Here is a 19,990-nt window from a genome sequence, read left to right on the forward strand (position 1 = left end):
ACCTAGCGGATCTGCCCTTTAGATAGGAGGCAGCTCTGTGTACACAAATCAAGACTTCAACCATCTTACAAAAGGGTTCTATCGTCCGATAGAGGCGGCGATACGCTGGTGTAACCTGATGAAATATGAAGCGCTGATTCTTGAGTCAGAGTGGCAGCACCCAGAACTGATTACAAAAACCTTCCCCCAATGGCCATGTCTTCAGATAAATACCGATAGAATCTTCGATGCAGTCCGGAACCATGAGCTTCCTTATGGGATTTTCGGTGCAACGATTACTCCCGGAGTGCCCGTCGAATATCGGCTTCTTACGGTTAGGCATACTGATCTGAAATGGTGGATGTTGCATCATTACCCGGATCAGCGTCCGACGTTCCTATTTGGGAAACTTCCCGCTGAAAACGTGCAAATCAGCATTGGTACTTACCTGACGTTGCGAGCTGATCGAGACGCGCTTGAAGTAGAGCTAAAAGCAAGTGACACCGCCCTTCGTGAGCTGCTTGAAGAGCTCAAGGCTATCGGTTTGGAACGGGAAAGTTTACGTGCGCTCGTTAAAGCTCAAGGCAAGCTCAGCGAGCGTAGTGAAACCGGATATCAGTATGTAATCGGCGCCTTACTCGAAACTCTGCTCGGATCTTCACCTGCCGGGAAACCCAACTCCGTGTTCGATAGCCAAGCCGCTATCGTTGACTCAATAATTGCACACTACGAGAGCACCCCAGGTTTGAGCAAACGCTCGCTCGATAAGAAATTCGCCGCCGCGCGGCGTAGCCTTTCTCGAAGGTAATTCTATACATTGCACTGCAATAGGTACGATTGCAGTGCAATGACGCCCTCCCCTTTCTGCTATTCAATTCAGGTCACTTCCCATCACACGCCAATCGGCGCCAGGAGTGACCAGCATGTCCAGCCAATCCTCACCTATCGTTGAAGCACCTCAACCACAGGTCGAACGCCACATCATGCGGCGTGAAGAAGTCGAACGAAAAACTGGCTTCAAACGGGCACACATCTACAACTTGATGAGGGAAGGTAAATTCCCCCAAGCCAAACGCATTGGACTGCGCGCAGTGGGCTGGGACTCGCTGGAGATCTAGCAATGGGTCGTTGAGCGCTTGGGTCAGCAGGCCTGATGCTATGCGTGTGGTATCGGTGGTTTCCACCAAAGGCGGGGTGGGCAAAACCACAGTAGCCGCCAACCTCGGTGGTCTGCTGGCTGATGCTGGTCTGCGAGTCCTGCTGCTGGACCTGGATAGCCAACCCACCCTCTCCAGCTATTACGCCTTGAACCAGAAGGCTGATGCAGGTGCGTACGAGCTCATTGCACTCAACCTAACAACTCCTGCACAGATTGTTTCCAGGACGGTGATCACAGGGCTCGATCTGATCCTCTCCAATGATGATCAAGGCCGGCTGAGCACCATGCTGCTGCACGCTCCTGACGGGCGATTACGGCTGCGCAATCTGCTGGACGCCTTCCGTCCCAGCTACGACCTGCTGTTGATCGACACTCAGGGCGCACGTAGCGTGCTGCTGGAGATGGCCATCCTGGCTTCTGACCTCGCCCTCTCTCCCATCACGCCGGAAATGCTCGCCGCCCGCGAACTGCAGCGCGGCACCTTGAAGCTGCTCAGCGAACCCGAACCTTTCCGCCACATGGGCATTCCACCACCACCCTTACGACTGCTACTCAACCAGGTGAATGCCATTCGAGTGGACACCCGGATGATCATCCGTGGCCTGCGCGAGACCTTCGCTGGGGCTAACAACATCTCTGTTCTAGACACCGTAATTCCGGACCGAGTGGCGTACCTCAATGCCGCCTCCCTTGGCCTACCGGTCCACCGAATCGAGACGCTCCGCTCACGTGAACGACGCTCGCCATCAGCGCTGGAAACCATGCAAGCGCTGGCCATCGAGTTGTTTCCGGAATGGCGCGAAGCGATCTATACGGTGAGCAGATACGTGGAGGTTCGATGAAACGAATCGATAAGCCCGCATTTCTCGCCAACTCATTTTTTTTGTTCGACCTTGAGGCCAACGGTGTTTGGCAAGGAGACTTCTAATGTTGGATCAGCTTCCCATCATCGTTCAACCCTCCATTCGACCACACCACCCACCTTGCGAGGAGTACTGCACCGTGGTCTTTCGCCTGCATGGTGGGCGCTCGGCGATAGGTTGGTTCCTCGCAGAACTTCCCCAACATTTCGAAGGATCGGGCACTGCCGAGATCGTCAAGTTCGAGGTCGGTGACCATTTGCGTAACCGGCGTTAAGTGAGGTTGTTCCGATGAAGAAGCTCAGTCAGGAGGAGATCACCGACAAGCTGCACCGGGACCATTTCCCTCGAGGGCCGGAACTGGAGCGGCTGTCCGATCCACTTGCTGACACGCCTATATTGGTCACGCTGGAGCAGTTGCGGCCCTACGAACACAACCCGCGTTTCATCCGTAATTCGCTGTACGACGATATCAAGGCTTCAATCCGTGAACGCGGGCTGGATCAACCGCCACCAATTACCCGCCGCCCGGGTGAAACCTATTTCATCATTCGCAACGGCGGTAATACGCGCTTGGCGATTCTCGGCGAGCTGTGGCAGGAAACCCGCGACGAGCGCTTCTTTCGCATTCATTGCCTGTTCCGACCTTGGACCAATGAAATCACCGCCCTACTCGGCCATCTGGCTGAAAGCGATCTGCACGGCCAACTCACCTTCATCGAACGGGCTCTGGCGGTAGCCAAGCTCAAAACCATGCTCGAAGCAGAGGGAGCGGTGCTCTCGCAACGTGAGTTGGCACGACATCTTGCCGGTGGAGGCTATCCGATTTCGCAGTCGCACATCAGCCGAATGCTCGACACCCTCGAACACTTATTACCCGCCATTCCACAAACCCTGTATGCCGGTTTGGGCAAACCTCAGATAGAGCGCCTGATCGGTCTACGTAGCCAGGCTGAACGAACCTGGAACCGTTATCCAGCCGCCACCGTTGCGTTCGCCGATTTCTGGCTCGAGACCCTGGGCTACTTTGATGCCGAACCCGAGTCCTTCGACCTTGAGCAGCTCCAGGATGAACTGCTCGAACGCATGAGCCACTTGCTCGGACAGTCCTACCGTATGTTGGCCTTGGAACTGAGCGACACCCAGCGGGTAATCTCGACGCCTGGCGTTGTCGCCAGTGCGTCCTCAGAGAATGGTCATCCGAAAAGCCTGGATGAAGCTGCGGTAGGATTGCCCTCCTCCGAGTTACGCCCCCAATCAACCGAGACCAGAACTCAGAACGAAACAGCGCGAGAGGAACCGCCCACACCGCCAGAAACGAACGTCGCATCGGCGGTCAGTCCTCCGTCACGCGTTCAACAGATTCGCGAGCAGATCGATCGCGAGATCGCCACCGAAACAGCACCGAGCCTCGAGGGCTGCACGACCAACGATATCTGGACCATTGCACCAGCACTGGATTGCCCGGAACAACTGCGTTTAGCCATCGCCGGACTGGCACGGGAAATGGCGACCTATGCCGGACATCCCGAGAGCATCATCGATCAGCAGCTTGGCTTGGGCTTTGTCCTCAACATCGAGCGAGTTGATCTTGCAGCGCCTCGCGCAACCGGCGTTCACCTACTGCTCATGGCCCTGCTGCGCGCTCAAGACGAAGTGAACTGGGAGGATCGCAAGCAACTGCCCTCTGCTCTGTTCGGCCAGCTGTTGCTGGGGGTTTACCAACTTCCGCTCACAGATCGTCCCGCCATGGATGTGGGTCTGGAGCGACTGCCCGACAGCCTGTTAATCAAGCTGTATCGCCTCATCCGACTGGCCCGTCGCCTGATCGACTTAACGCTTACCCCTGAAGATGACTCACCGAAGGAGCTGCCATGAACCTGTCCTTCAATGTGCTCAACCAGGCTATGCTGACTCAGGTACTGCATGAGCTGCGCCTGGGTAATCTGCAACGCTGCAAAGCACTCGGACTGGGTGAGGACGACATCTACCTGTTGCAATCCTTACCGCCCACCACGCTGTCGCGCCTGGCCCATGCCACAGTGTCTTGGGTCGAGGTCAAGATCGACTCGCCGGTGCTGCATCGGTTGATCGAGCAAGCCGAACGCGACGAGCAGAACGAGCGCTTGATCAACCGCGCGCTCAAGCTCGGCGCCAGCAGCACCATCATGTACCAGTGCTTCGGCTTGGCGCATTCGGAAACCGCCCTGCGCCGCCGTCTGCTCAAGATAGAAACCCGCAAGGGCCGCCCTCAGCATTTGAGCGAAGCGCAGGAACATGCCCTCTGGCAGCGATGGTGCCAGCTACGCGCTCAAGACGGTACCGAGGATCAGCTCGACGCCATGATGATGCTGGCCGAAGAGCAACAGGTCAGCTTGACCATCGTTTGGCAGCAGATTGGCCAGTACAGCAATGGAACATGAACACTGCCCCTTCTAGTCGCTGGCAGCGTGTCCTGCAGCAATGCACCCAGCAGCTGAGTGAACGCTGGCCCGCACGCCCTACCACTGAACAACCGTCCAACCAGGCTCTGCAGGCTGGCTTTCTATTCAGCGGCCAATCACACGAAGTCGTGCCGCGTCGCCTGCTGTTGGATCATCGGCTGACACCATTGGAACGTAATGCCTGACAGGTGTTTCGACTCATGCTGCAAGGCCAGGGCGTGGTCACACCGCGCTATGAGGATTTGCAGCCTTACCTGTCGAGCGTGCCCTACGGCGCGTCAGCCTCACGTGAAACCATCGCTCGCGTCTTGACCATGCTCAGGCTGACGCGCTGGCTTAGCTTGGTGAGTCGCGGGCGCGATCAGCTCAGCGGACGCCTGCAAGGTTCTCTGTACGTCCTGCACGATGAGCCGCTAACCCCCGCCGAAGCCATGGAACTGGATCAGGATTACCTCGAGCTGGTCGGACATGCCCTCGGTCATGCGACCAAGGCTGTACGCATTGTCGCTCAGCATGTTCTGGAAGAAGTTCGCCAGGACACTCGTATCGATTTAGGTCAGCTACCCACACGGCTCGATAGTTGGGGCGAACACTGGATGCAGCAAGGATTGGATCAAGCAATCGACGCCACCATGCACGATTCCGAACTGGGGGAAGATCACCTCGTTCGGAATCGTGCAGGCCCTCGTTCGGATTCCGAACCGGGTCTGAACGCCAGTGTTTCAGGCGCAGTTCGGAATCCGAACGCCGCCTGTACTGTATGAAAAGAAAGTACTTGTACTGTACCGCGCGCGACCCCGGCGGTGGATAACCTGCACTGGCCCGATACGCTGCACTTGAGTCCAAGCGAACATCAGGCCGTCGCCGTGGCGCTGAACAAGCTAAAACCCGCGGATCGTCAGGCGGTGCTCAACGAAGCGGGTGCACGCTGTACGGCAGGAGGTATCCGCAAGCCAGCGGCGTATCTGATGGGTCTGATCCAGCGCGCACTGAACGGCGATTTTCGTCCTTGGGCAGGTCAGACAGCGCCCTCACCCGTTGCAGAACCGCCCCCCACAGCACCGTCACGTCCGTCCCGACAACAGGGCGAACTCGCCTCCGCTCTCGCCCAAGCGTGTCTGAATGAGCTACGCCAACTGCGCGGTAAACGCCCTGGACCTCAGTAGATTTGATGCCAGTGGCATCAAATCTACTGAGGTCTACTGTGGGATCGCAAAGGGACGAATTTGCGCAATCCGACCCATACAACCATCGCCATCCCTGGAAATGATGCCACCGACATCACTCACGAACGTCTCCGAAATTAACCCTCTCAAACCGAACAGACCGCATTCAGCTTTTTGGCTGCCCTTGACCCTCATCTGTCGCAACGTTCCCGTCCAAGCCAATGCGAGGACAACACCGTGGCCGACCACTATCAACTCAATCTGGGTTCATTGCGCAGCAGCATCACCCTGACCCTGCACACTCACCACGCCGCCCGTATCTGGCAAGGTCGAACCGCACGCGAAGGCGTCCACTCGATCATGGGCATGGCCGGCTACATCAGTGTCACCAACCTGATCAAACAAACCGCGGCCCAGGACGATCCCTATGCCGACTGGGCCATCGTGCAACTCGAAGAAAAACTGTTTCAGGCCAAAGCCGGGATGCTGGAACTGACCCAACAGCTGGATCGGATCAGGCAGGACCTGCCGACACAAATCGACATGAGCGACAACCTCAACATCCACCCCGTCACCTTGCCGTTGTACATCGGCAGCCAGCTGGGTTTTCTGGCGGTCTACCTGCTGACCGACTACGACACCTTGGTGCGTCGTACCCTATTGGCCCATCACACCGCCTTGATCGGTCGCAGAGACATGGAAGCCTGGATCGACGACGGCGCCCATCTGCTTCGCAGCCTGTTCGGTCAGGCGCAACGCTATCGGCATGCCGGCGTCACGCGTGATGACATGGCGGTGAACAACGCCCGTGCCCTGGCGGCCATCGAGAAGTTAGGTTTGCCCCCCATGGACATTCTTGAGGGTCATCGCCGCTCCCAGTTCGCGCCGCCGATCATTCGTCGTGGTGCTGTGCCAGTGGATGACAATGATGCGCTGGCAGAGGAAGCAGGAGAGCTACCTACAACGGTGGACATGCTGAGGGACGGAGCATGAATCCCCTGACCTCAGCCCAACCAATGCCCTTCGAAGCATTGACACCGGATGCCTATCGACAGCTCGAACACGCGGCCTCTCTAAAAGGCCTTTTAAAGCCTTTTAAGGGTAAGGGGGAGTTGGAGCATCTGGCGCAGGTGGCGAGGGAAATCGAGGCGCAATTATGTCACCTGATGGAGGCTGTGGTGCAGCAGGCCGGACAGCCCCCCTACTCACTGCTGGACATTCGATTGGTGCAGCAGAACACCAGCGCGGGCAGCACCTTTTTGCGTTGGCGCACCCGCGACTTCGCCCGTATGGGGGTTGCAGTCTGGGAACACCAGGTCTGCAACAAAGCCCTGCCGCAGGTCGTACGCGAGGGATTGCACCGTTTCGAATGCAATCGCATCGCACTGAACCTGCAGATGAGTGTGGTCCATTCGCTCTACCGCCAGGCCTCGACCTGCGCGATCAAAATGGCCAGTGCCGAACGGCTGTTGCGCCAGTTCACAACCGTAGTGGAGGTATCACGATGAGTACTTTTTTCGTCGGCGAAGGCAATATCGGCAGTGCGCCAGAGTTCCAAGAGTTCACCTCAGGCAATGACGAGCCACGGCGTTTACTGCGGCTGAATGTGTACTTCGACAACCCCGTACCACGCGAGGGCAGCTATGAAGATCGAGGCGGCTATTGGGCGCCGGTTGAGCTTTGGCACCGCGAGGCTGAACACTGGAGCACGCTGTACCAGAAAGGCATGCGCGTGCTCGTCGAAGGTCGTACGGTGCGCGATGAATGGGAGGACAGCGAAGATAACGCGCGGGTGACCTTCAAGATCGAGGCCCGTCGCGTCGGCATCCTACCTCACCGCGTGCACAGCGTAGTCATGCGGGAACGCTCCAGTGAACCGGCGGCATCGGCGACACATGTCGGGCAAAACACAGAGCAAGCCAGTTCACCTGCGTCGAAATCCAGAAAACGCAGAGGACAACCACCGACGGACTGACAGACTTCAGGCATAAAAATTGCGCCTTTGCGCGAAGTTGCTGAGCCGTTTTTACTCTCTGCTCGTGAATATGCACACTGTCGTCAGGATACGACTGGGTACAACCTCGCCCATTCCTGGCTGCTTTGACTGACTAATATGAGGATCCTTCGATTCAGGTTTCTCATATCCCTCACCTGCGGTTTCCAACAACGCTGCTCCGAACTCAATTCGGAGCAGTTCTATGCGTCTCTTCCTCTGTGAGAAACCGTCCCAAGGTCGTGACATCGCCAAGGTTCTCGGAGCCACTCGGCGTGGTGATGGTTGCCTGATCGGCACAGAGACAACCGTCACCTGGTGTATCGGCCACCTGCTGGAGACAGCGCCGCCCGAAGCTTATGGTGAACAATTCAAGAGTTGGTCGCTGGATCATTTACCGATCACTCCTGCGCAGTGGAGGGTTGAGGTCAAACCCAAGACTGCCGCGCAGTTCAAAGTCATCAAGCGCCTGCTCAGTGACGCGGCCACCGTCGTCATCGCCACCGACGCCGATCGCGAAGGTGAAATGATTGCCCGCGAATTACTGGAACGCTGCAAGTATCGAGGCCCCGTTCAGCGCCTCTGGCTGTCCGCACTCAACGAGGCGTCGATTCGCAAAGCACTGTCCTCACTAAAGTCTGATCAGGAGACCTACCCACTCTACCACTCCGCCCTCGCCCGCAGCCGCGCCGACTGGCTGATCGGCATGAACATCAGTCGTTTGTTTACCCTCCTCGGTCGGCGGGCGGGCTACGACGGCGTATTGTCGGTTGGACGCGTCCAGACACCCACTTTACGACTGGTGGTCGATCGGGATCGTGCGATTGCGAGCTTCGTCTCGGTGCCCTACTGGGAAGTGGAGGTGCACCTGTCCGCAATGGGGCAATCATTCATCGCGTCGTGGTTACCACCCAGCTCATGACAAGATGAAGCCGGTCGTTGCCTGCAGCAGACGCTTGCCCGTCAGACGGGCCAAGCAATCTCTAGCAGTAAGACCGCCACGGTACTCTCATTGCAGACTGAGCATTTCCGAGAACCACCGCCCCTGCCCTTCGACCTGAGCACACTGCAAGAAGTCTGCTCGCGCAAGCTGGGACTCGGCGTTCAGGAAACCCTGAACATCGCCCAAGCCCTGTATGAAACCCACAAAGCCACCACCTACCCGCGCAGCGATTGCCGCTATTTGCCAGCGAGTATGTTCGACGAGGTACCCGCGGTATTCGATGCCCTGCTCAAAACGGATCCCGCACTGCGGCACGCACTCGGAAGCCTCGATCGATCACTGCGGTCACGGGCATGGAACGAAGCCAAGGTCACCGCGCACCACGCCATCATCCCCACCACCGAGTCGGCCGACCTTGCGCGGATGTCTGAACAAGAGCGCAATGTCTACGAACTGATCCGGAGCCACTACCTCGCACAATTTCTTCCGCACCATGAGTTTGATCGGACCCAGGTCGAACTGGAGTGTGGCGCAGAGCGATTGACCGCTGTGGGCAAACAGATCCTGGTTCAGGGCTGGAAAGGCTTGCTCTACGAAAACACCGAGGAGGATGAGCCCAATCACAAGTCCCAAGTCTTACCCGTCTTGCAACAGGGTACGCAGTGCGCAGTGGACGACGTCGAACTCAAGTCCATGCGCACCGCCGCCCCCAAACCTCTCACTGAGGGCGATCTGATCAAGGCGATGAAAAATGTGGCCAAGCTGGTCAACGATCCACGCCTGAAACAGAAACTTCGGGACACCACCGGTATCGGTACCGAAGCCACGCGAGCCAGCATCATCAAGGGGTTGATTGATCGCGGTTATTTGCTGAAGAAAAAACGCGCGTTAATAGCTACAGCGGCGGCCCATACCCTGATCGAGGCGGTACCCGCTGCAGTTGCGGATCCTGGCATGACCGCGATCTGGGAGCAGGCGCTTGACGAAATCGAAGCGGGACGCCTGACCTTGGAGGCGTTCGTCGCAAAGCAGGCGAACTGGATTGCTAAGTTGGTCGAACACTATGGAGCGCTCAACTTGTCGATACCGGTCGAAGCCGGCCCGGCCTGCCCCATTTGCAATGCCTCAATGACCAAGCGGAAGGGCAAATCTGGGCCGTTCTGGTCATGCTCGCAGTATCCGAACTGCAAGGGCACTACGCGGTTCAGAAAAGAGACGCGCCGCCCATGACAGTTCGATTGAGATCAACATGAAGTTAGGGTGGTGCACCGCTCAGTGCATCATCAGCGGCGCCTGATCCCGCTCCAAGTCGATCAAAGGTTGTCCAACTTCACGGGCCAAAGCGATGCCTGTCGAAATCCATATCTGCCCCAGTTCGTTGAAGGCTTTTAGATGGGCAGGATCTTCGTTGAGCCAATGAACAAGGCGTTCGAAGTGTTCGGGGTTATCCGGGTAATCATGAATCTTGATGAACAGCTCCAGTGTTCGATCCCAAATCAGATCCATGACGTCCTTTCTCTCATCTTCCATGTTCAACCATCCCTCAACAGGGTCCTTTCAGACCGTCGCTCTTACTAACCAATCTGGACTCTGATCCCTGAAGGGACAGAAACCACGTCGCGATACTCAGCTGTTTCAGTCACTATAACAACCCAATGAGTCGATACTCAACCCTTAAGGATGTTCATGTCAACGGGTCTTTGCTCAACCATTCGGGTTGAACTGGAGAGCTCATCACTTGGCACATAAACATCCAACCCAAGCCCAAATCGGGCGCATGATCGCGAAGCACCGCAGCGAGCGTAATTTGACTCAGGAAGAGGTGGCTGAACGTTTAGGGATCGGTAGCGAAGCTATCTCGCGCCTGGAACGGGGTGTAGTGGAGCTTTCAGTGGTCAAGCTGATGCAACTGGCGGACATTTTCGATTGCCGGATGGATGAACTGCTGACGGAATCGAGCAATCGCCCCAATGACCAGGGCCAGATGATCGCGAGTCTGCTGAGTGGACTGAAAGAAAACGACCGTGCCTTTATCTTGGCAACCGTCGAACAATTAGCTGCACATCTCGGCAGTAAGTAACCTCTTTCATCGTGTTCAACGTAGCGTCTTATGAAGGTGGCCTGCAGGCTTGACGTCGTGTTGACCTCTCTGCTGTAGTAGCTTTGGAAAACCTAAAACGGCGGCCCAAGACCGATTAGCTCCGGGCAGTTCGGTCAAACTCTTCGAGTTCGGAGCCTCCTCTTCTGCGGGATCTCGTTCCCGTTTTGTGCTCGACCTGATTGTGGTGGCGGATGACCACTGTTGCCTCTACCCGGCAATAGCGGTCATCCGCTTCGGCGATCGTATTCAGTCCCGGAGCCCACCGGGGAAACACAGGGCACCCTTTGTGCGCGGATGCGTGCCAGCATATTCGGACCCAGGCCACGACAAGGGTCGGTTGGCGAATCATTGCGCAGTTCAACCAAGTTTTGCGAGGAGCTTGTCGACTGCGTAAGACCGTCAAAGGTGGTTTTTTCTATTCCTCGCCTGGCACACCACCAGGCCCACCCTTCTTTTTTTCATTTTCTTAATTCCAGTGACTACCACCGTATTCCGGCCTTAAAAAATCGGGTTGTAGCGTCTTGACGCTCCCCGGTGACAGGCTTATACAAAGGGCGTGGTTCGCTGTCGTTGACAGCCCAGCCCAGGTAGCCAAAACCTTCAAGGCTACGCCACGTTCGTGGTGGTTTACCCAAGTGCGATCAGCGTTCGGAAGCTCGCGCGGTTGCCGCTTAAGCGGTGATGAATGCCGACTACTCCATGCCTGCGGGTTACCACTGCAGACTCTCCTCTGCTGCACAGCTACTCACCCAGAAGCTTCATTCTGATGGTCATCGGCTTGCCGGTGGCGAGTCGTTCATCGCTCGACTTCATCTTACCCACCCTGACGGGGGCTCACTTTCCCGTCAGGGGCTGTGCGTCGCCGTTTTCCCTTGAAACAGGAGAACCACCATGGCCTACGCCAACCAATCCCAAGAAGCGACCTCTTACTTCAACCTGCACACCGCCGGTATCGGCTACCTCAACCGTGTTCGTGAAGTACAGGTCCGCCGCGGTCAGCCATTCATGGCCTGCGATATCGCAGCCTTGCATGGTGCCTCCGATGCAGTGGAGTACACCCGCTTTGATTGCAAAGTCGCTGGTGGCGAAGCTGACCGCTTGATTCGCCTCTATATGGACGCCGTCAAAGCCGAGAAAAAGGTCTTGCTGTCGTTCCGTATTGGTGACCTGTGGATCGACCCATTTCTCTATGAGAAAGGCGATAAACAAGGCCAACCTGGCGCCAGCCTGAAAGGTCGTTTGCTGTTCATCGACTGGATCAAGGTCAATGGCAAGTTCGAATACAAAGCGCCCGCCAGGCAGGAAGGAACAGCATCTGCTGAGCAAGCGCCAAACAGTGAGTCATCCCCAGCGTCGGCTGATGTCGAAGCTGAGAATATCGGTAAATCAACAGAGCTCAGGACTAAACCTGTATCTGCCACCACTCCCCGCACGGCCCGCCGTGTCGCCACACGTGCTGTTCAGTCCGCCTGAACAATCCATGATGTTTTACATCAAGGCGCTCCCTCGAGCGCCTTTTCTTCAATCAGCACAGGAGAACCAACATGGAATCCTTCTGGCTTTGCGACGACTGCCTGTTCGGTGCGGCTTACGAGGACTACAGCACGTTATCGCTGTATCACTCGCCGAATGAGATCGCACAACGCATCGCCGCGATACATCGTGGGCTGGTTCGCTTAATGCCCATCAGTGCCGACTTCGACCCCGAAACCGGCTGGGGAATAAGAGCCTTTTCTACGTTGCCTTGCGACAGTTGTGGTTCACCTCTACACGGTCAACGTCACCGATACACTCGGCTGTAAACCCTACATCACCTGCAAACGCCTGCAACTCCACACCCACCCTGGGGATACCACTCCCCATGGGCGTGTACCCCCTGATTATTCCCTTCGGAGGTAGCGCCATGAGCCCCCAACTCACACTGATTGAGACCTCGGATTTCGAGGCTGATCGCATTGTCCAAGAAAACCTGCTGATCGACGAAGCGCTGCATATTCTAGACCGTCGGTTGTTCAACCGTGGTCCTAAACTGACGTCACCTGACGCCGTGACCTCATACCTAAAACTGCAGCTTACACAACAAGAACATGAAGTCTTTGGTGTGGTTTTTTTTGACGCCCAGCACCGGGTGCTGGCGTTCGAAATCCTCTTTCACGGCAGCATTGATGGCGCCAGCGTTTACCCCCGCCAAGTCGTTAAGCGCTCCCTCGCGCATAACGCTGCAGCCGTCATTTTTGTTCACAACCATCCCTCAAGGTGCACGGAGCCCAGCCAGGCGGACCGTGTTTTGACCGCACGGTTGAAAGAGGCCTTGGCCTTGATCGACGTGTGCGTACTGGATCACTTCATAGTGGGTGAAGGTCGCCCGCTCTCCCTTGCCGAATACGGCTGGCTTTAACCCTCACAGGCGCCTACGGGCGCCTTGTTCATTTCAATTCTGGAGACCCCTCATGAACCAAACCCTAGCCCTGCTCCCAGCTTCAAACCCGTTTGCTCGCGGTTACGACAACTTGCATATCGAACGGCTGCTACTGATCACCTACGAAAACAACTACCCTCCCTGCTTTCGCCCCCTGCACTACTCACAGGTCCATTTGCCCGACGATGAACTGCAGCTGTTCCCCTGCATCTTCAATGAAGATTTCGCCTTGATCAGCGAAGGTCAATCCATTCCGGATGAGTTGGATGAACGCTGTCAGTCCACTGGGCTGGTGCGCCAAGTGATCTATGCCGTGATGGGCGAAATGCTCAACGAGCGGCATCATGTCGGCGATCTGTACTCCTTGGAAGATGCCGAAGCCGTGATCCGTCGCTTGAGCTTCGAGACAGGACACTACAGTCGAATCTGGGAGATCAGTACCACACACCTCACTGAAGAAGCATTGCGTTACTTGGAGCGCCGGGCTGGCAATTTCGACTACAGACCATCCGGTCTGCTGTTCGAACCCTTTGCCCTGAAGGACTGCAATGGCGTCGGGTGTAAGCTGATCGGCACGCCCTGGACCGACAATAACCTGATCAAAATCGAGGGCTGTTCTTACTCATCGCTGAGGCAAGAGCAACTCGATGCCGGTACGCCGGCAGCCTTGGTCAACGTGCTGTATCTGGCGGCATTGGCGGATGTGTGCTTGTTGATTTTCGACCCCGACGCTGCCGTCTTGGACACGCTCGCCATTTTTGATGAATAGCAACGCGTTCAGCGTTAAGACGACCCGCCTTGAATCGACTTTCTCACTGAATCGCTCCTTCACCTCATGTCAGGTTCTGCACTGAATCTGACATGAGGTTTTTTTCATGGAGCGTTTTTTTACGCCTGTCTGCCTGCTGGTTTTTTTGAGTGCCTGCAGCGCGCAAATCCCCACCCCATTGCCGACTGATCCAAAGATCGACAGTGGTTCCAATCGGACCCAGTTATCAAGGAGCCCAGCCGAAGCAAGCCATCCGGCGGAAATCCGTTATGGTCGCTATACGCTGGTGAGCACCGAGCCCACCACGGAGCAACGTGATCTTCTCGCTCAAATCATTGATGTGAACATACCGTCCAACTTTAATCCCTCGGTACAGGAGGCGATGCACTACGTGCTGCAGCGCTCGGGTTATTCGCTCTGCCCTGCCACCGAACCAGTAAAGACACTTTTCACTCAACCTCTGCCTGCAGCCCATTACCGGCTCGGCCCGGTCCCGTTACGCAGCGCACTACAGGTATTGGCTGGCTCCGCCTGGCAACTCACGACCGATGAGGTCAGCCGTTCGGTCTGCTTCGAACAGCAGAAAGCTGATGTCGGCATCGTGCCGGCTAAACCAGACTCGTCCCATCAGACGGAGGCACGGCCATGAAAGCCTCGACGTTTCAAACCATCATTGTTGGCTTACTTTGCCTGGCGGTTTCCGGACTGAGTGGTGGTTTGTATAACCAGTATCAACGCGTGACCGAGCTGGGAAATGCGAACGCCCAACACCTACAGATCCTGCAAACCTTGCAACGTGATTCGAGCGATCTCAAAGACGCGCAGGAGAAGCTGCAGCATGCACTGAAGGACCTGAAGCAGATGGTGGATTCCGGTGAACAACAGGCCAACACACTCGACCCGATGTTGGATCAATGGGCACAAGAGATACAGGAGCTACGCGACGGTCTGGCAGACCGAGCCACCACAGCCGACATGAACGCGCTACGCGCACGACTTGAGCACGTCGAGCAGCAACTCCTGGACCTCAAGCCACAGCCAACACTTCCTCCACCGACATCTTCCCCGGCCAAACCGACGAAAACCTCTCGCCCCAAGTCTGCCCTGCTCCCGCCGCCATTCTCAGTGTTGAGTGTCGAGTCCCGTGGTGGCGAGCGCTTTCTGGCGGTCGCGCCTCCTGATAGTCGCTCGCTCAACGATATCCGGTTGCTGCACAACGGCGAGCAGCTTGGCACATGGCGACTGAAAGTGCTGGAGCCGAAGGCGGCCATCTTCGCAGTGGCTGCTCAGCCAGACCAGACAGTGCAACTCCCTTGAGAAGCGATCATGAACAGAGCCCCACTACTCCCCATCGTCTGTCTCGCTTCGCTACTGGCCATAGGCGCTGCGATGGGCAACCCCGTCACGACACCGTCAAGGAACCAGGACACGCAGGTCGCGCCCTTGGGGCGCTCTGACTCTGAACAGGCGGCGAGTTGGGGCGTGACCGAGCAGGAATGGACACGTTTCGAACAGATCCAAGCCGGCCCACGCGGTTTCTGGAGCCCGAACCTCGACCCCTTGACCGCCCTAGGGGTTGAGGCCCAGACCGACCAAGAGCGCCAGCGATATGCCGAATTACAGGTAGCACTGGAAGCCAAGCGCGCCGAGCGTGAATTGGCCTACCAAAACGCTTACACAGCGGCCTGGGCCAAGCTGTTTCCGGGGCGGTTGCCGGTTCAGGGTATGGCATCCCCGCCCTCTGCTAGCTCACCGGTAGAGCCGCGCCGAGCTCTGTTTGTCGAAGACCACTGCTCTGCGTGCACCGCCGAAGCACAGCGTCTGCAAAGCAGTGATACGGCGTTCGATATCTACCTGGTGGGCAGCCAAGGCGAGGATGAACGCGTCCGCAGCTGGGCTCGGCAAGCGGACATCGATCCAGTCAAGGTTCAACGCCGACAGATCACCCTGAACCATGACCGTGGTCGCTGGTTCAGCCTGGGCGCCCCAAGACCATTACCCGTCACATTTCAACAGGTGAATGGACAATGGCAACGTCTCGATTGATTGCTATTGCCCTCCTGCTGACGGTGCACGCGGTTCGGGCTAACGAACTTCCCCCTCCGGCTTATCAACTGGCGGCGCATGACGCCAACATTCCTTCTACGGTGTTGTTCGCGATTGCCTTACAGGAGAGCGGTATTCGCGTCCGTGATCGACTGCTGCCGTGGCCTTGGACCCTGAATATCGCCGGAACACCCTACCGTTTCGCCACTCGCCAGGCCGCATGTCACGCCTTGCTCCAGGCGCTCACACAATATGACGCTAAACGGGTCGACGCCGGACTTGGGCAAACCAACCTGGGTTATCACGGACAACGTTTTTCCGGTCCCTGCGAAACTCTCGAACCCTACCGCAATCTGGCTGTGACTGCCGCCCTGCTGCAAGAGCATCACGCCGTCACCGGCGATTGGGTTTCAGCCGCAGGGCGTTATCACCGCCCTGCGGGAGGTTTACCCGCCGCGCGTTACCGCGATGGATTCTCCCGGCAACTCGCACGACTACAGGCGTCCGCTGAACAAGGCACACCACCATGAAACGAATTCCTACTGCCTATTACTTCTCCCTTCTCTTGGCTGCTTTCGCCCAGTCGAAAGAATCCGTTGCAGAGGACCAGTTTGGCGGCTTCACCCGTCCCCATCTTCAAGTTGCCATGGCGCCCATAAACAACAATCTCCAGCCTGGTCGCGCCATGCATGCGGACTTGTCCAGGTTTGCCGATGAAACCTGGATATTACCCGTTCGCAGCTCTCACTTGAGTCCCGGCCAAATCAAGTCTCGCGCCCTAAACATGCCGGGCTTACGGCCATTTTTCCTGGTGGGTGAGGATACCCACTCACTGGCTTGGTTGCGTCAACGCGCGCCTGAACTGCAGGAAATGGGCGCAGCCGGTCTAGCGGTTGAAGTAACCGATACCGAAGCTTTGGCCCGGATTCGAGCCGCCGCCCCGGGCATCAGCATCCTGCCGGTCAACGGTAACGACATCGCCACCCGCTTGCAGATCGAGCACTACCCCGTCTTGATCACCGACACCTCACTGGAACAGTGAGTCCAGGTCATGGCAGAGCATGCGATGGAGTCAAAGCTCCGGCCGGCGGTGGAGTTGTACAACGTAGCGATCTGCATCGCCGCCGCGGTGTTGTGCGTGTACTCGCCCTGGGCTGTGGCCCTGTCACCCGAGATCGGGCTGGTTGCAGCGCTGGCCTATACCCTATTCGGCCTGATCCGCCTGCGACAAGCCTGGGAGGTGTTGCGCTATCGGAGTAATATCCGTCGGCTATCCCGCTACGAGCTGACCAGTCGGCAGATTCCGGTCAGTTGTAAGCGTCTGTTCATGGGGCGAGGGTTTCGCTGGAGCCGCCTGCATACCCAGCGCTTGGTCGAGGCTCAGGATCCAGCGGTCGCCCATTATGTCGACCAACCGGCCCGTTATCGCCTAGCCCGTGGTCTCGAACGGTCCCTTGAGCATGCACCGTTTCCGCTCTCGATATTGTCCCGTGTCACCGCCTGGGACAGCGCCTTCAATCCGTTGCGCCCTTTAGCACCGGTAGGAGGCTCGCCCTTGCTGCATGGGGTCGAGCCCGATGAAACGGAAGTCAGTCTGCCACTGGGCGAACGGGTCGGTCACACGCTGGTGCTGGGCACGACCCGCGTCGGTAAGACGCGACTCGCCGAGGTGTACATCACCCAGGACATTCACCGCATTGAACATGAGGTAGTAATTGTCTTCGACCCGAAGGGCGACGCCGACTTGCTCAAGCGAATGTACGTCGAAGCCAAACGCGCCGGTCGGGAGAAAGAGTTTTATGTCTTCCATCTGGGCTGGCCAGAAATCTCCGCCCGCTACAACGCGGTGGGACGTTTCGGACGTATTTCTGAGGTGGCATCTCGCATTGCTGGGCAGCTCAGTGGTGAAGGTAACTCCGCAGCCTTCCGTGAGTTCGCATGGCGTTTCGTCAACATTATTGCCCGGGCTTTGATCGAACTGGGCCGGCGTCCGGACTACCTGCAGATCCAACGGCATGTGGTCAACATCGATGCGCTGTTCATCGAATACGCCCAGCAGTTTTTCGCCAAGACCGACCCGAAGGCGTGGGAAGTGATCGTCCAGCTCGAAGGCAAGCTCACCGAGAAGAACATTCCGCGGCATATGATAGGACGCGAAAAGCGGGTTGTGGCCATCGAGCAATACCTGGCGGTGAAGCGTGTATTTGATCCGGTAATGGACGGACTGCGTTCAGCGGTGCGCTACGACCGCACTTACTTCGACAAAATCGTGGCCTCGCTACTGCCGCTGCTGGAGAAACTCACCACCGGCAAGACCGCTCAGTTACTGGCTCCCAACTACACCGACCTGGATGACCCGCGGCCGATCTTCGACTGGATGCAGATCATCCGAAAACGCGGCATCGTCTACGTTGGCCTGGATGCGCTGACTGATGCCGAAGTGGCCGCCGCCGTGGGCAATTCAATGTTCGCCGACTTGGTCTCGGTCGCGGGACATATCTACAAACATGGCATTGACCATGGGCTGCCTAGATCTGGCAACGCTGGTGGAAAACTGCCAATCAACCTGCATGCTGATGAGTTTAACGAGTTGATGGGCGATGAGTTTATCCCACTGATAAACAAGGGCGGCGGTGCAGGTATCCAGGTGACGGCCTACACCCAAACCCTCAGCGATATCGAAGCACGTATCGGCAACCGCGCCAAGGCGGGCCAGGTGATTGGTAACTTCAACACCCTGCAGATGCTGCGGGTACGCGAAACAGCAACCGCTGAACTACTCACCCAACAGTTGCCCAAGGTAAACGTGCTGACCAGGACGCTGGTGTCGGGTGCCACCGACACCTCCGATCCCGAGGCCAACACGGATTTCACCTCATCCTCACAGGACCGTGTTAGCAGCACCAGTGTGCCGCTGATCGAGCCGGCTCACATCGTCAGTTTGCCCAAGGGGCAAATGTTCTCCTTCCAGGCTGGTGGTCAGCTTTGGAAAGTCCGCATGCCGTTGCCAAAACACTCTAACGACGATGCCATGCCCAAGGACTTGCAGGAGCTCACCCAGATGATGCGAGCGGCTTACAACGAGCAGGCGGGTCAATGGTGGAGTGCGGGTGGCGGTGGACCAACTACAAACTTCAATCTGGATCAGGTCGGATAGCCCAACCTAGTTGTTCGATTTAACAGCAGATGGTTCAGATAGAGTCGTGCCCACATCAACGCGGCAACACGCAATGGAGTTATCAATGGCGACTTCCGTCCAGAACACGCCGCCACAATCGAGCCAGCGTCCTGGGTTGATTATTTCGGCGATCGGCTTGGTCCTGCGCATCATCGGTTTGTTGATTGCCTCATTACTGTTCTCGATCTTGATCGAGTGGGCAGGTCTGCTCTTATTTTGGGGGGAACAAGGCTGGAGACATAGCCAAGTCATGCTGGTCAATGAACTGGGCTGGCTTAGCGACCATTTCAAATCGTCACTCATTCTCAAACAACCTGGGCAGATGATCCTTCAGGTACTGGACTTCCTCAATCAGTGGCTGTTGGTCAAGACTGGATTTGCGGACTTTGCCCGGCAAGCCAGGGTATCGAGCCAGGGCAACGGGTTCTGGGGATGGACCAATAAGCTCTACGTGACTATTGAGGATTTCGTGCTGGCTTCGGTCTACATCACCTTCACTTTTGTGGTGCGCCTGACCATTCTGGTCTTAGCCATGCCACTGTTCTTGCTAGGCATGATCACTGGCCTTGTTGATGGGTTAATGCGTCGTGACCTGCGCAAATTTGGCTCGGGACTAGAAAGCAGCTTTGTCTACCACCGCGCTAAGCGAGCAGTGTTACCAATGCTGATCGTGCCCTGGGTTATTTACCTATCCCTACCGTTTTCGCTCAACCCCATGGTGATTTTTTTGCCTTGCGTGGTGATGCTCGGAATAGCAACTGCTATCACCGCGGCAACGTTCAAAAAATATCTTTGATAGAGCTCACTGTTGGAGTGTTAAACCATTCCGGTCAATCTAGGCATTACGGCGACAATACTCATGGCTGCTGCAACCAATCACTGGAAGGAAATGGCGGCATTCATTGTTGATAACAATTGATTAGGCCGACCTGG

At 56.8% G+C, this 19,990-nt stretch carries 22 protein-coding genes and 2 pseudogenes; 23 read left to right on the top strand and 1 reads right to left on the bottom strand.

Annotation, left to right across the window (positions count from 1 at the left end; translation table 11 throughout):
* Nucleotides 1-37 precede the first annotated feature (37 nt).
* From FBY10_RS25540 to FBY10_RS25590, 11 genes and pseudogenes are all read left to right on the top strand, one after another.
* On the top strand, nucleotides 38-787 hold the full coding sequence (locus FBY10_RS25540) for a hypothetical protein (protein ID WP_145338292.1): 750 nt from the start codon (nucleotides 38-40) through the stop codon (nucleotides 785-787).
* 115 nt (nucleotides 788-902) lie between these two features.
* Entirely contained in the window at nucleotides 903-1,097 is a 195-nt protein-coding gene (locus FBY10_RS25545) for an AlpA family phage regulatory protein (protein ID WP_145338291.1), read from the top strand.
* 40 nt (nucleotides 1,098-1,137) lie between these two features.
* Nucleotides 1,138-1,980, top strand: a complete 843-nt coding sequence (locus tag FBY10_RS25550) for a ParA family protein (RefSeq protein ID WP_145338290.1) — start codon at nucleotides 1,138-1,140, stop codon at nucleotides 1,978-1,980.
* A gap of 85 nt (nucleotides 1,981-2,065) precedes the next feature.
* A complete protein-coding gene (locus tag FBY10_RS32060; RefSeq protein WP_145338289.1) occupies nucleotides 2,066-2,275 on the top strand; it encodes a hypothetical protein in 210 nt (69 codons plus the stop codon).
* A gap of 14 nt (nucleotides 2,276-2,289) precedes the next feature.
* A complete protein-coding gene (locus FBY10_RS25560) occupies nucleotides 2,290-3,876 on the top strand; it encodes a ParB family protein (RefSeq protein ID WP_145338288.1) in 1,587 nt (528 codons plus the stop codon).
* Nucleotides 3,873-4,421 (top strand): DUF2857 domain-containing protein, encoded by a 549-nt coding sequence (locus FBY10_RS25565; protein WP_145338287.1) that lies wholly within the window; start codon nucleotides 3,873-3,875, stop codon nucleotides 4,419-4,421. Before FBY10_RS25560 ends, FBY10_RS25565 begins: the two co-directional genes overlap by 4 nt.
* Nucleotides 4,418-5,608, top strand: a pseudogene (locus FBY10_RS25570) (STY4528 family pathogenicity island replication protein). The gene FBY10_RS25565 and the pseudogene FBY10_RS25570 overlap by 4 nt, the downstream one beginning before the upstream one ends.
* Before the next feature lie 237 nt (nucleotides 5,609-5,845).
* Nucleotides 5,846-6,601, top strand: coding sequence for a PFL_4669 family integrating conjugative element protein (locus FBY10_RS25575; RefSeq protein WP_145338286.1), 756 nt, complete (start codon nucleotides 5,846-5,848; stop codon nucleotides 6,599-6,601).
* Nucleotides 6,598-7,116, top strand: coding sequence for a DUF3158 family protein (locus FBY10_RS25580; RefSeq protein ID WP_145338285.1), 519 nt, complete (start codon nucleotides 6,598-6,600; stop codon nucleotides 7,114-7,116). Before FBY10_RS25575 ends, FBY10_RS25580 begins: the two co-directional genes overlap by 4 nt.
* A complete protein-coding gene (locus FBY10_RS25585; protein WP_145338284.1) occupies nucleotides 7,113-7,583 on the top strand; it encodes a single-stranded DNA-binding protein in 471 nt (156 codons plus the stop codon). Before FBY10_RS25580 ends, FBY10_RS25585 begins: the two co-directional genes overlap by 4 nt.
* A 223-nt stretch (nucleotides 7,584-7,806) precedes the next feature.
* A pseudogene (locus tag FBY10_RS25590) lies at nucleotides 7,807-9,774 on the top strand (DNA topoisomerase III).
* Nucleotides 9,775-9,816: 42 nt separating this feature from the next.
* On the opposite strand, the gene FBY10_RS25595 reads toward FBY10_RS25590, so the two are convergent.
* Nucleotides 9,817-10,074, bottom strand: a complete 258-nt coding sequence (locus FBY10_RS25595) for a hypothetical protein (RefSeq protein WP_145338283.1) — start codon at nucleotides 10,072-10,074, stop codon at nucleotides 9,817-9,819.
* Nucleotides 10,075-10,282: 208 nt separating this feature from the next.
* On the opposite strand from FBY10_RS25595, the gene FBY10_RS25600 reads away from it, so the two are divergent.
* The 12 genes from FBY10_RS25600 to FBY10_RS25655 all read left to right on the top strand — a co-directional run bounded on the left by FBY10_RS25600 (nucleotide 10,283) and on the right by FBY10_RS25655 (nucleotide 19,853).
* A complete protein-coding gene (locus FBY10_RS25600; RefSeq protein ID WP_145338282.1) occupies nucleotides 10,283-10,624 on the top strand; it encodes a helix-turn-helix domain-containing protein in 342 nt (113 codons plus the stop codon).
* A 912-nt stretch (nucleotides 10,625-11,536) separates the two neighbouring features.
* Nucleotides 11,537-12,118 carry an STY4534 family ICE replication protein gene (locus tag FBY10_RS25605; protein WP_145338281.1) on the top strand — a complete coding sequence of 194 codons (582 nt, stop codon included), beginning with the start codon at nucleotides 11,537-11,539 and terminating at the stop codon, nucleotides 12,116-12,118.
* Between the two features lie 71 nt (nucleotides 12,119-12,189).
* A complete protein-coding gene (locus FBY10_RS25610; RefSeq protein ID WP_145338280.1) occupies nucleotides 12,190-12,447 on the top strand; it encodes a hypothetical protein in 258 nt (85 codons plus the stop codon).
* Between the two features lie 101 nt (nucleotides 12,448-12,548).
* Nucleotides 12,549-13,043: a JAB domain-containing protein gene (locus FBY10_RS25615; protein WP_145338279.1), complete on the top strand. Its 495-nt coding sequence runs from the start codon at nucleotides 12,549-12,551 to the stop codon at nucleotides 13,041-13,043.
* Between the two features lie 52 nt (nucleotides 13,044-13,095).
* Nucleotides 13,096-13,833, top strand: coding sequence for an ABC transporter substrate-binding protein (locus FBY10_RS25620; RefSeq protein ID WP_145338278.1), 738 nt, complete (start codon nucleotides 13,096-13,098; stop codon nucleotides 13,831-13,833).
* Between the two features lie 106 nt (nucleotides 13,834-13,939).
* Nucleotides 13,940-14,482, top strand: coding sequence for a PilL N-terminal domain-containing protein (locus FBY10_RS25625; RefSeq protein WP_145338277.1), 543 nt, complete (start codon nucleotides 13,940-13,942; stop codon nucleotides 14,480-14,482).
* Complete coding sequence (locus tag FBY10_RS25630; protein WP_145338276.1) at nucleotides 14,479-15,150, top strand: chemotaxis protein; 672 nt, start codon at nucleotides 14,479-14,481, stop codon at nucleotides 15,148-15,150. Before FBY10_RS25625 ends, FBY10_RS25630 begins: the two co-directional genes overlap by 4 nt.
* 9 nt (nucleotides 15,151-15,159) lie before the next feature.
* Nucleotides 15,160-15,879: a TIGR03759 family integrating conjugative element protein gene (locus tag FBY10_RS25635; protein ID WP_145338275.1), complete on the top strand. Its 720-nt coding sequence runs from the start codon at nucleotides 15,160-15,162 to the stop codon at nucleotides 15,877-15,879.
* The gene (locus FBY10_RS25640; RefSeq protein ID WP_145338274.1) at nucleotides 15,861-16,409 is read left to right on the top strand and encodes a lytic transglycosylase domain-containing protein; all 549 of its coding nucleotides are present in this window, start codon (nucleotides 15,861-15,863) and stop codon (nucleotides 16,407-16,409) included. Before FBY10_RS25635 ends, FBY10_RS25640 begins: the two co-directional genes overlap by 19 nt.
* Nucleotides 16,406-16,921 (top strand): integrating conjugative element protein, encoded by a 516-nt coding sequence (locus tag FBY10_RS25645; protein WP_145338273.1) that lies wholly within the window; start codon nucleotides 16,406-16,408, stop codon nucleotides 16,919-16,921. Before FBY10_RS25640 ends, FBY10_RS25645 begins: the two co-directional genes overlap by 4 nt.
* Nucleotides 16,922-16,930: 9 nt before the next feature.
* Nucleotides 16,931-19,036: a type IV conjugative transfer system coupling protein TraD gene (traD, locus tag FBY10_RS25650; protein WP_145338272.1), complete on the top strand. Its 2,106-nt coding sequence runs from the start codon at nucleotides 16,931-16,933 to the stop codon at nucleotides 19,034-19,036.
* Between the two features lie 85 nt (nucleotides 19,037-19,121).
* Entirely contained in the window at nucleotides 19,122-19,853 is a 732-nt protein-coding gene (locus tag FBY10_RS25655; protein WP_145338271.1) for a TIGR03747 family integrating conjugative element membrane protein, read from the top strand.
* The last annotated feature ends 137 nt before the right edge of the window (nucleotides 19,854-19,990 follow it).

This window comes from Pseudomonas sp. SJZ103 (genome assembly GCF_007828335.1).
Classification (GTDB): Bacteria; Pseudomonadota; Gammaproteobacteria; order Pseudomonadales; family Pseudomonadaceae; genus Aquipseudomonas.

Bases quoted from the DNA above. Each gene is read 5' to 3' on its own strand.
- FBY10_RS25620 (WP_145338278.1), top strand. From the start codon at position 13,096: ATGAACCAAACCCTAGCCCTGCTCCCAGCTTCAAACCCGTTTGCTCGC.
- FBY10_RS25595 (WP_145338283.1), bottom strand. From the start codon at position 10,074: ATGGAAGATGAGAGAAAGGACGTCATGGATCTGATTTGGGATCGAACA.
- FBY10_RS25610 (WP_145338280.1), top strand. From the start codon at position 12,190: ATGGAATCCTTCTGGCTTTGCGACGACTGCCTGTTCGGTGCGGCTTAC.
- FBY10_RS32060 (WP_145338289.1), top strand. From the start codon at position 2,066: ATGTTGGATCAGCTTCCCATCATCGTTCAACCCTCCATTCGACCACAC.
- FBY10_RS25605 (WP_145338281.1), top strand. From the start codon at position 11,537: ATGGCCTACGCCAACCAATCCCAAGAAGCGACCTCTTACTTCAACCTG.
- FBY10_RS25545 (WP_145338291.1), top strand. From the start codon at position 903: ATGTCCAGCCAATCCTCACCTATCGTTGAAGCACCTCAACCACAGGTC.
- FBY10_RS25640 (WP_145338274.1), top strand. From the start codon at position 15,861: ATGGCAACGTCTCGATTGATTGCTATTGCCCTCCTGCTGACGGTGCAC.
- FBY10_RS25635 (WP_145338275.1), top strand. From the start codon at position 15,160: ATGAACAGAGCCCCACTACTCCCCATCGTCTGTCTCGCTTCGCTACTG.
- FBY10_RS25645 (WP_145338273.1), top strand. From the start codon at position 16,406: ATGAAACGAATTCCTACTGCCTATTACTTCTCCCTTCTCTTGGCTGCT.
- FBY10_RS25585 (WP_145338284.1), top strand. From the start codon at position 7,113: ATGAGTACTTTTTTCGTCGGCGAAGGCAATATCGGCAGTGCGCCAGAG.
- FBY10_RS25580 (WP_145338285.1), top strand. From the start codon at position 6,598: ATGAATCCCCTGACCTCAGCCCAACCAATGCCCTTCGAAGCATTGACA.
- FBY10_RS25615 (WP_145338279.1), top strand. From the start codon at position 12,549: ATGAGCCCCCAACTCACACTGATTGAGACCTCGGATTTCGAGGCTGAT.
- FBY10_RS25630 (WP_145338276.1), top strand. From the start codon at position 14,479: ATGAAAGCCTCGACGTTTCAAACCATCATTGTTGGCTTACTTTGCCTG.
- traD (WP_145338272.1), top strand. From the start codon at position 16,931: ATGGCAGAGCATGCGATGGAGTCAAAGCTCCGGCCGGCGGTGGAGTTG.
- FBY10_RS25560 (WP_145338288.1), top strand. From the start codon at position 2,290: ATGAAGAAGCTCAGTCAGGAGGAGATCACCGACAAGCTGCACCGGGAC.
- FBY10_RS25625 (WP_145338277.1), top strand. From the start codon at position 13,940: ATGGAGCGTTTTTTTACGCCTGTCTGCCTGCTGGTTTTTTTGAGTGCC.
- FBY10_RS25655 (WP_145338271.1), top strand. From the start codon at position 19,122: ATGGCGACTTCCGTCCAGAACACGCCGCCACAATCGAGCCAGCGTCCT.
- FBY10_RS25565 (WP_145338287.1), top strand. From the start codon at position 3,873: ATGAACCTGTCCTTCAATGTGCTCAACCAGGCTATGCTGACTCAGGTA.
- FBY10_RS25550 (WP_145338290.1), top strand. From the start codon at position 1,138: ATGCGTGTGGTATCGGTGGTTTCCACCAAAGGCGGGGTGGGCAAAACC.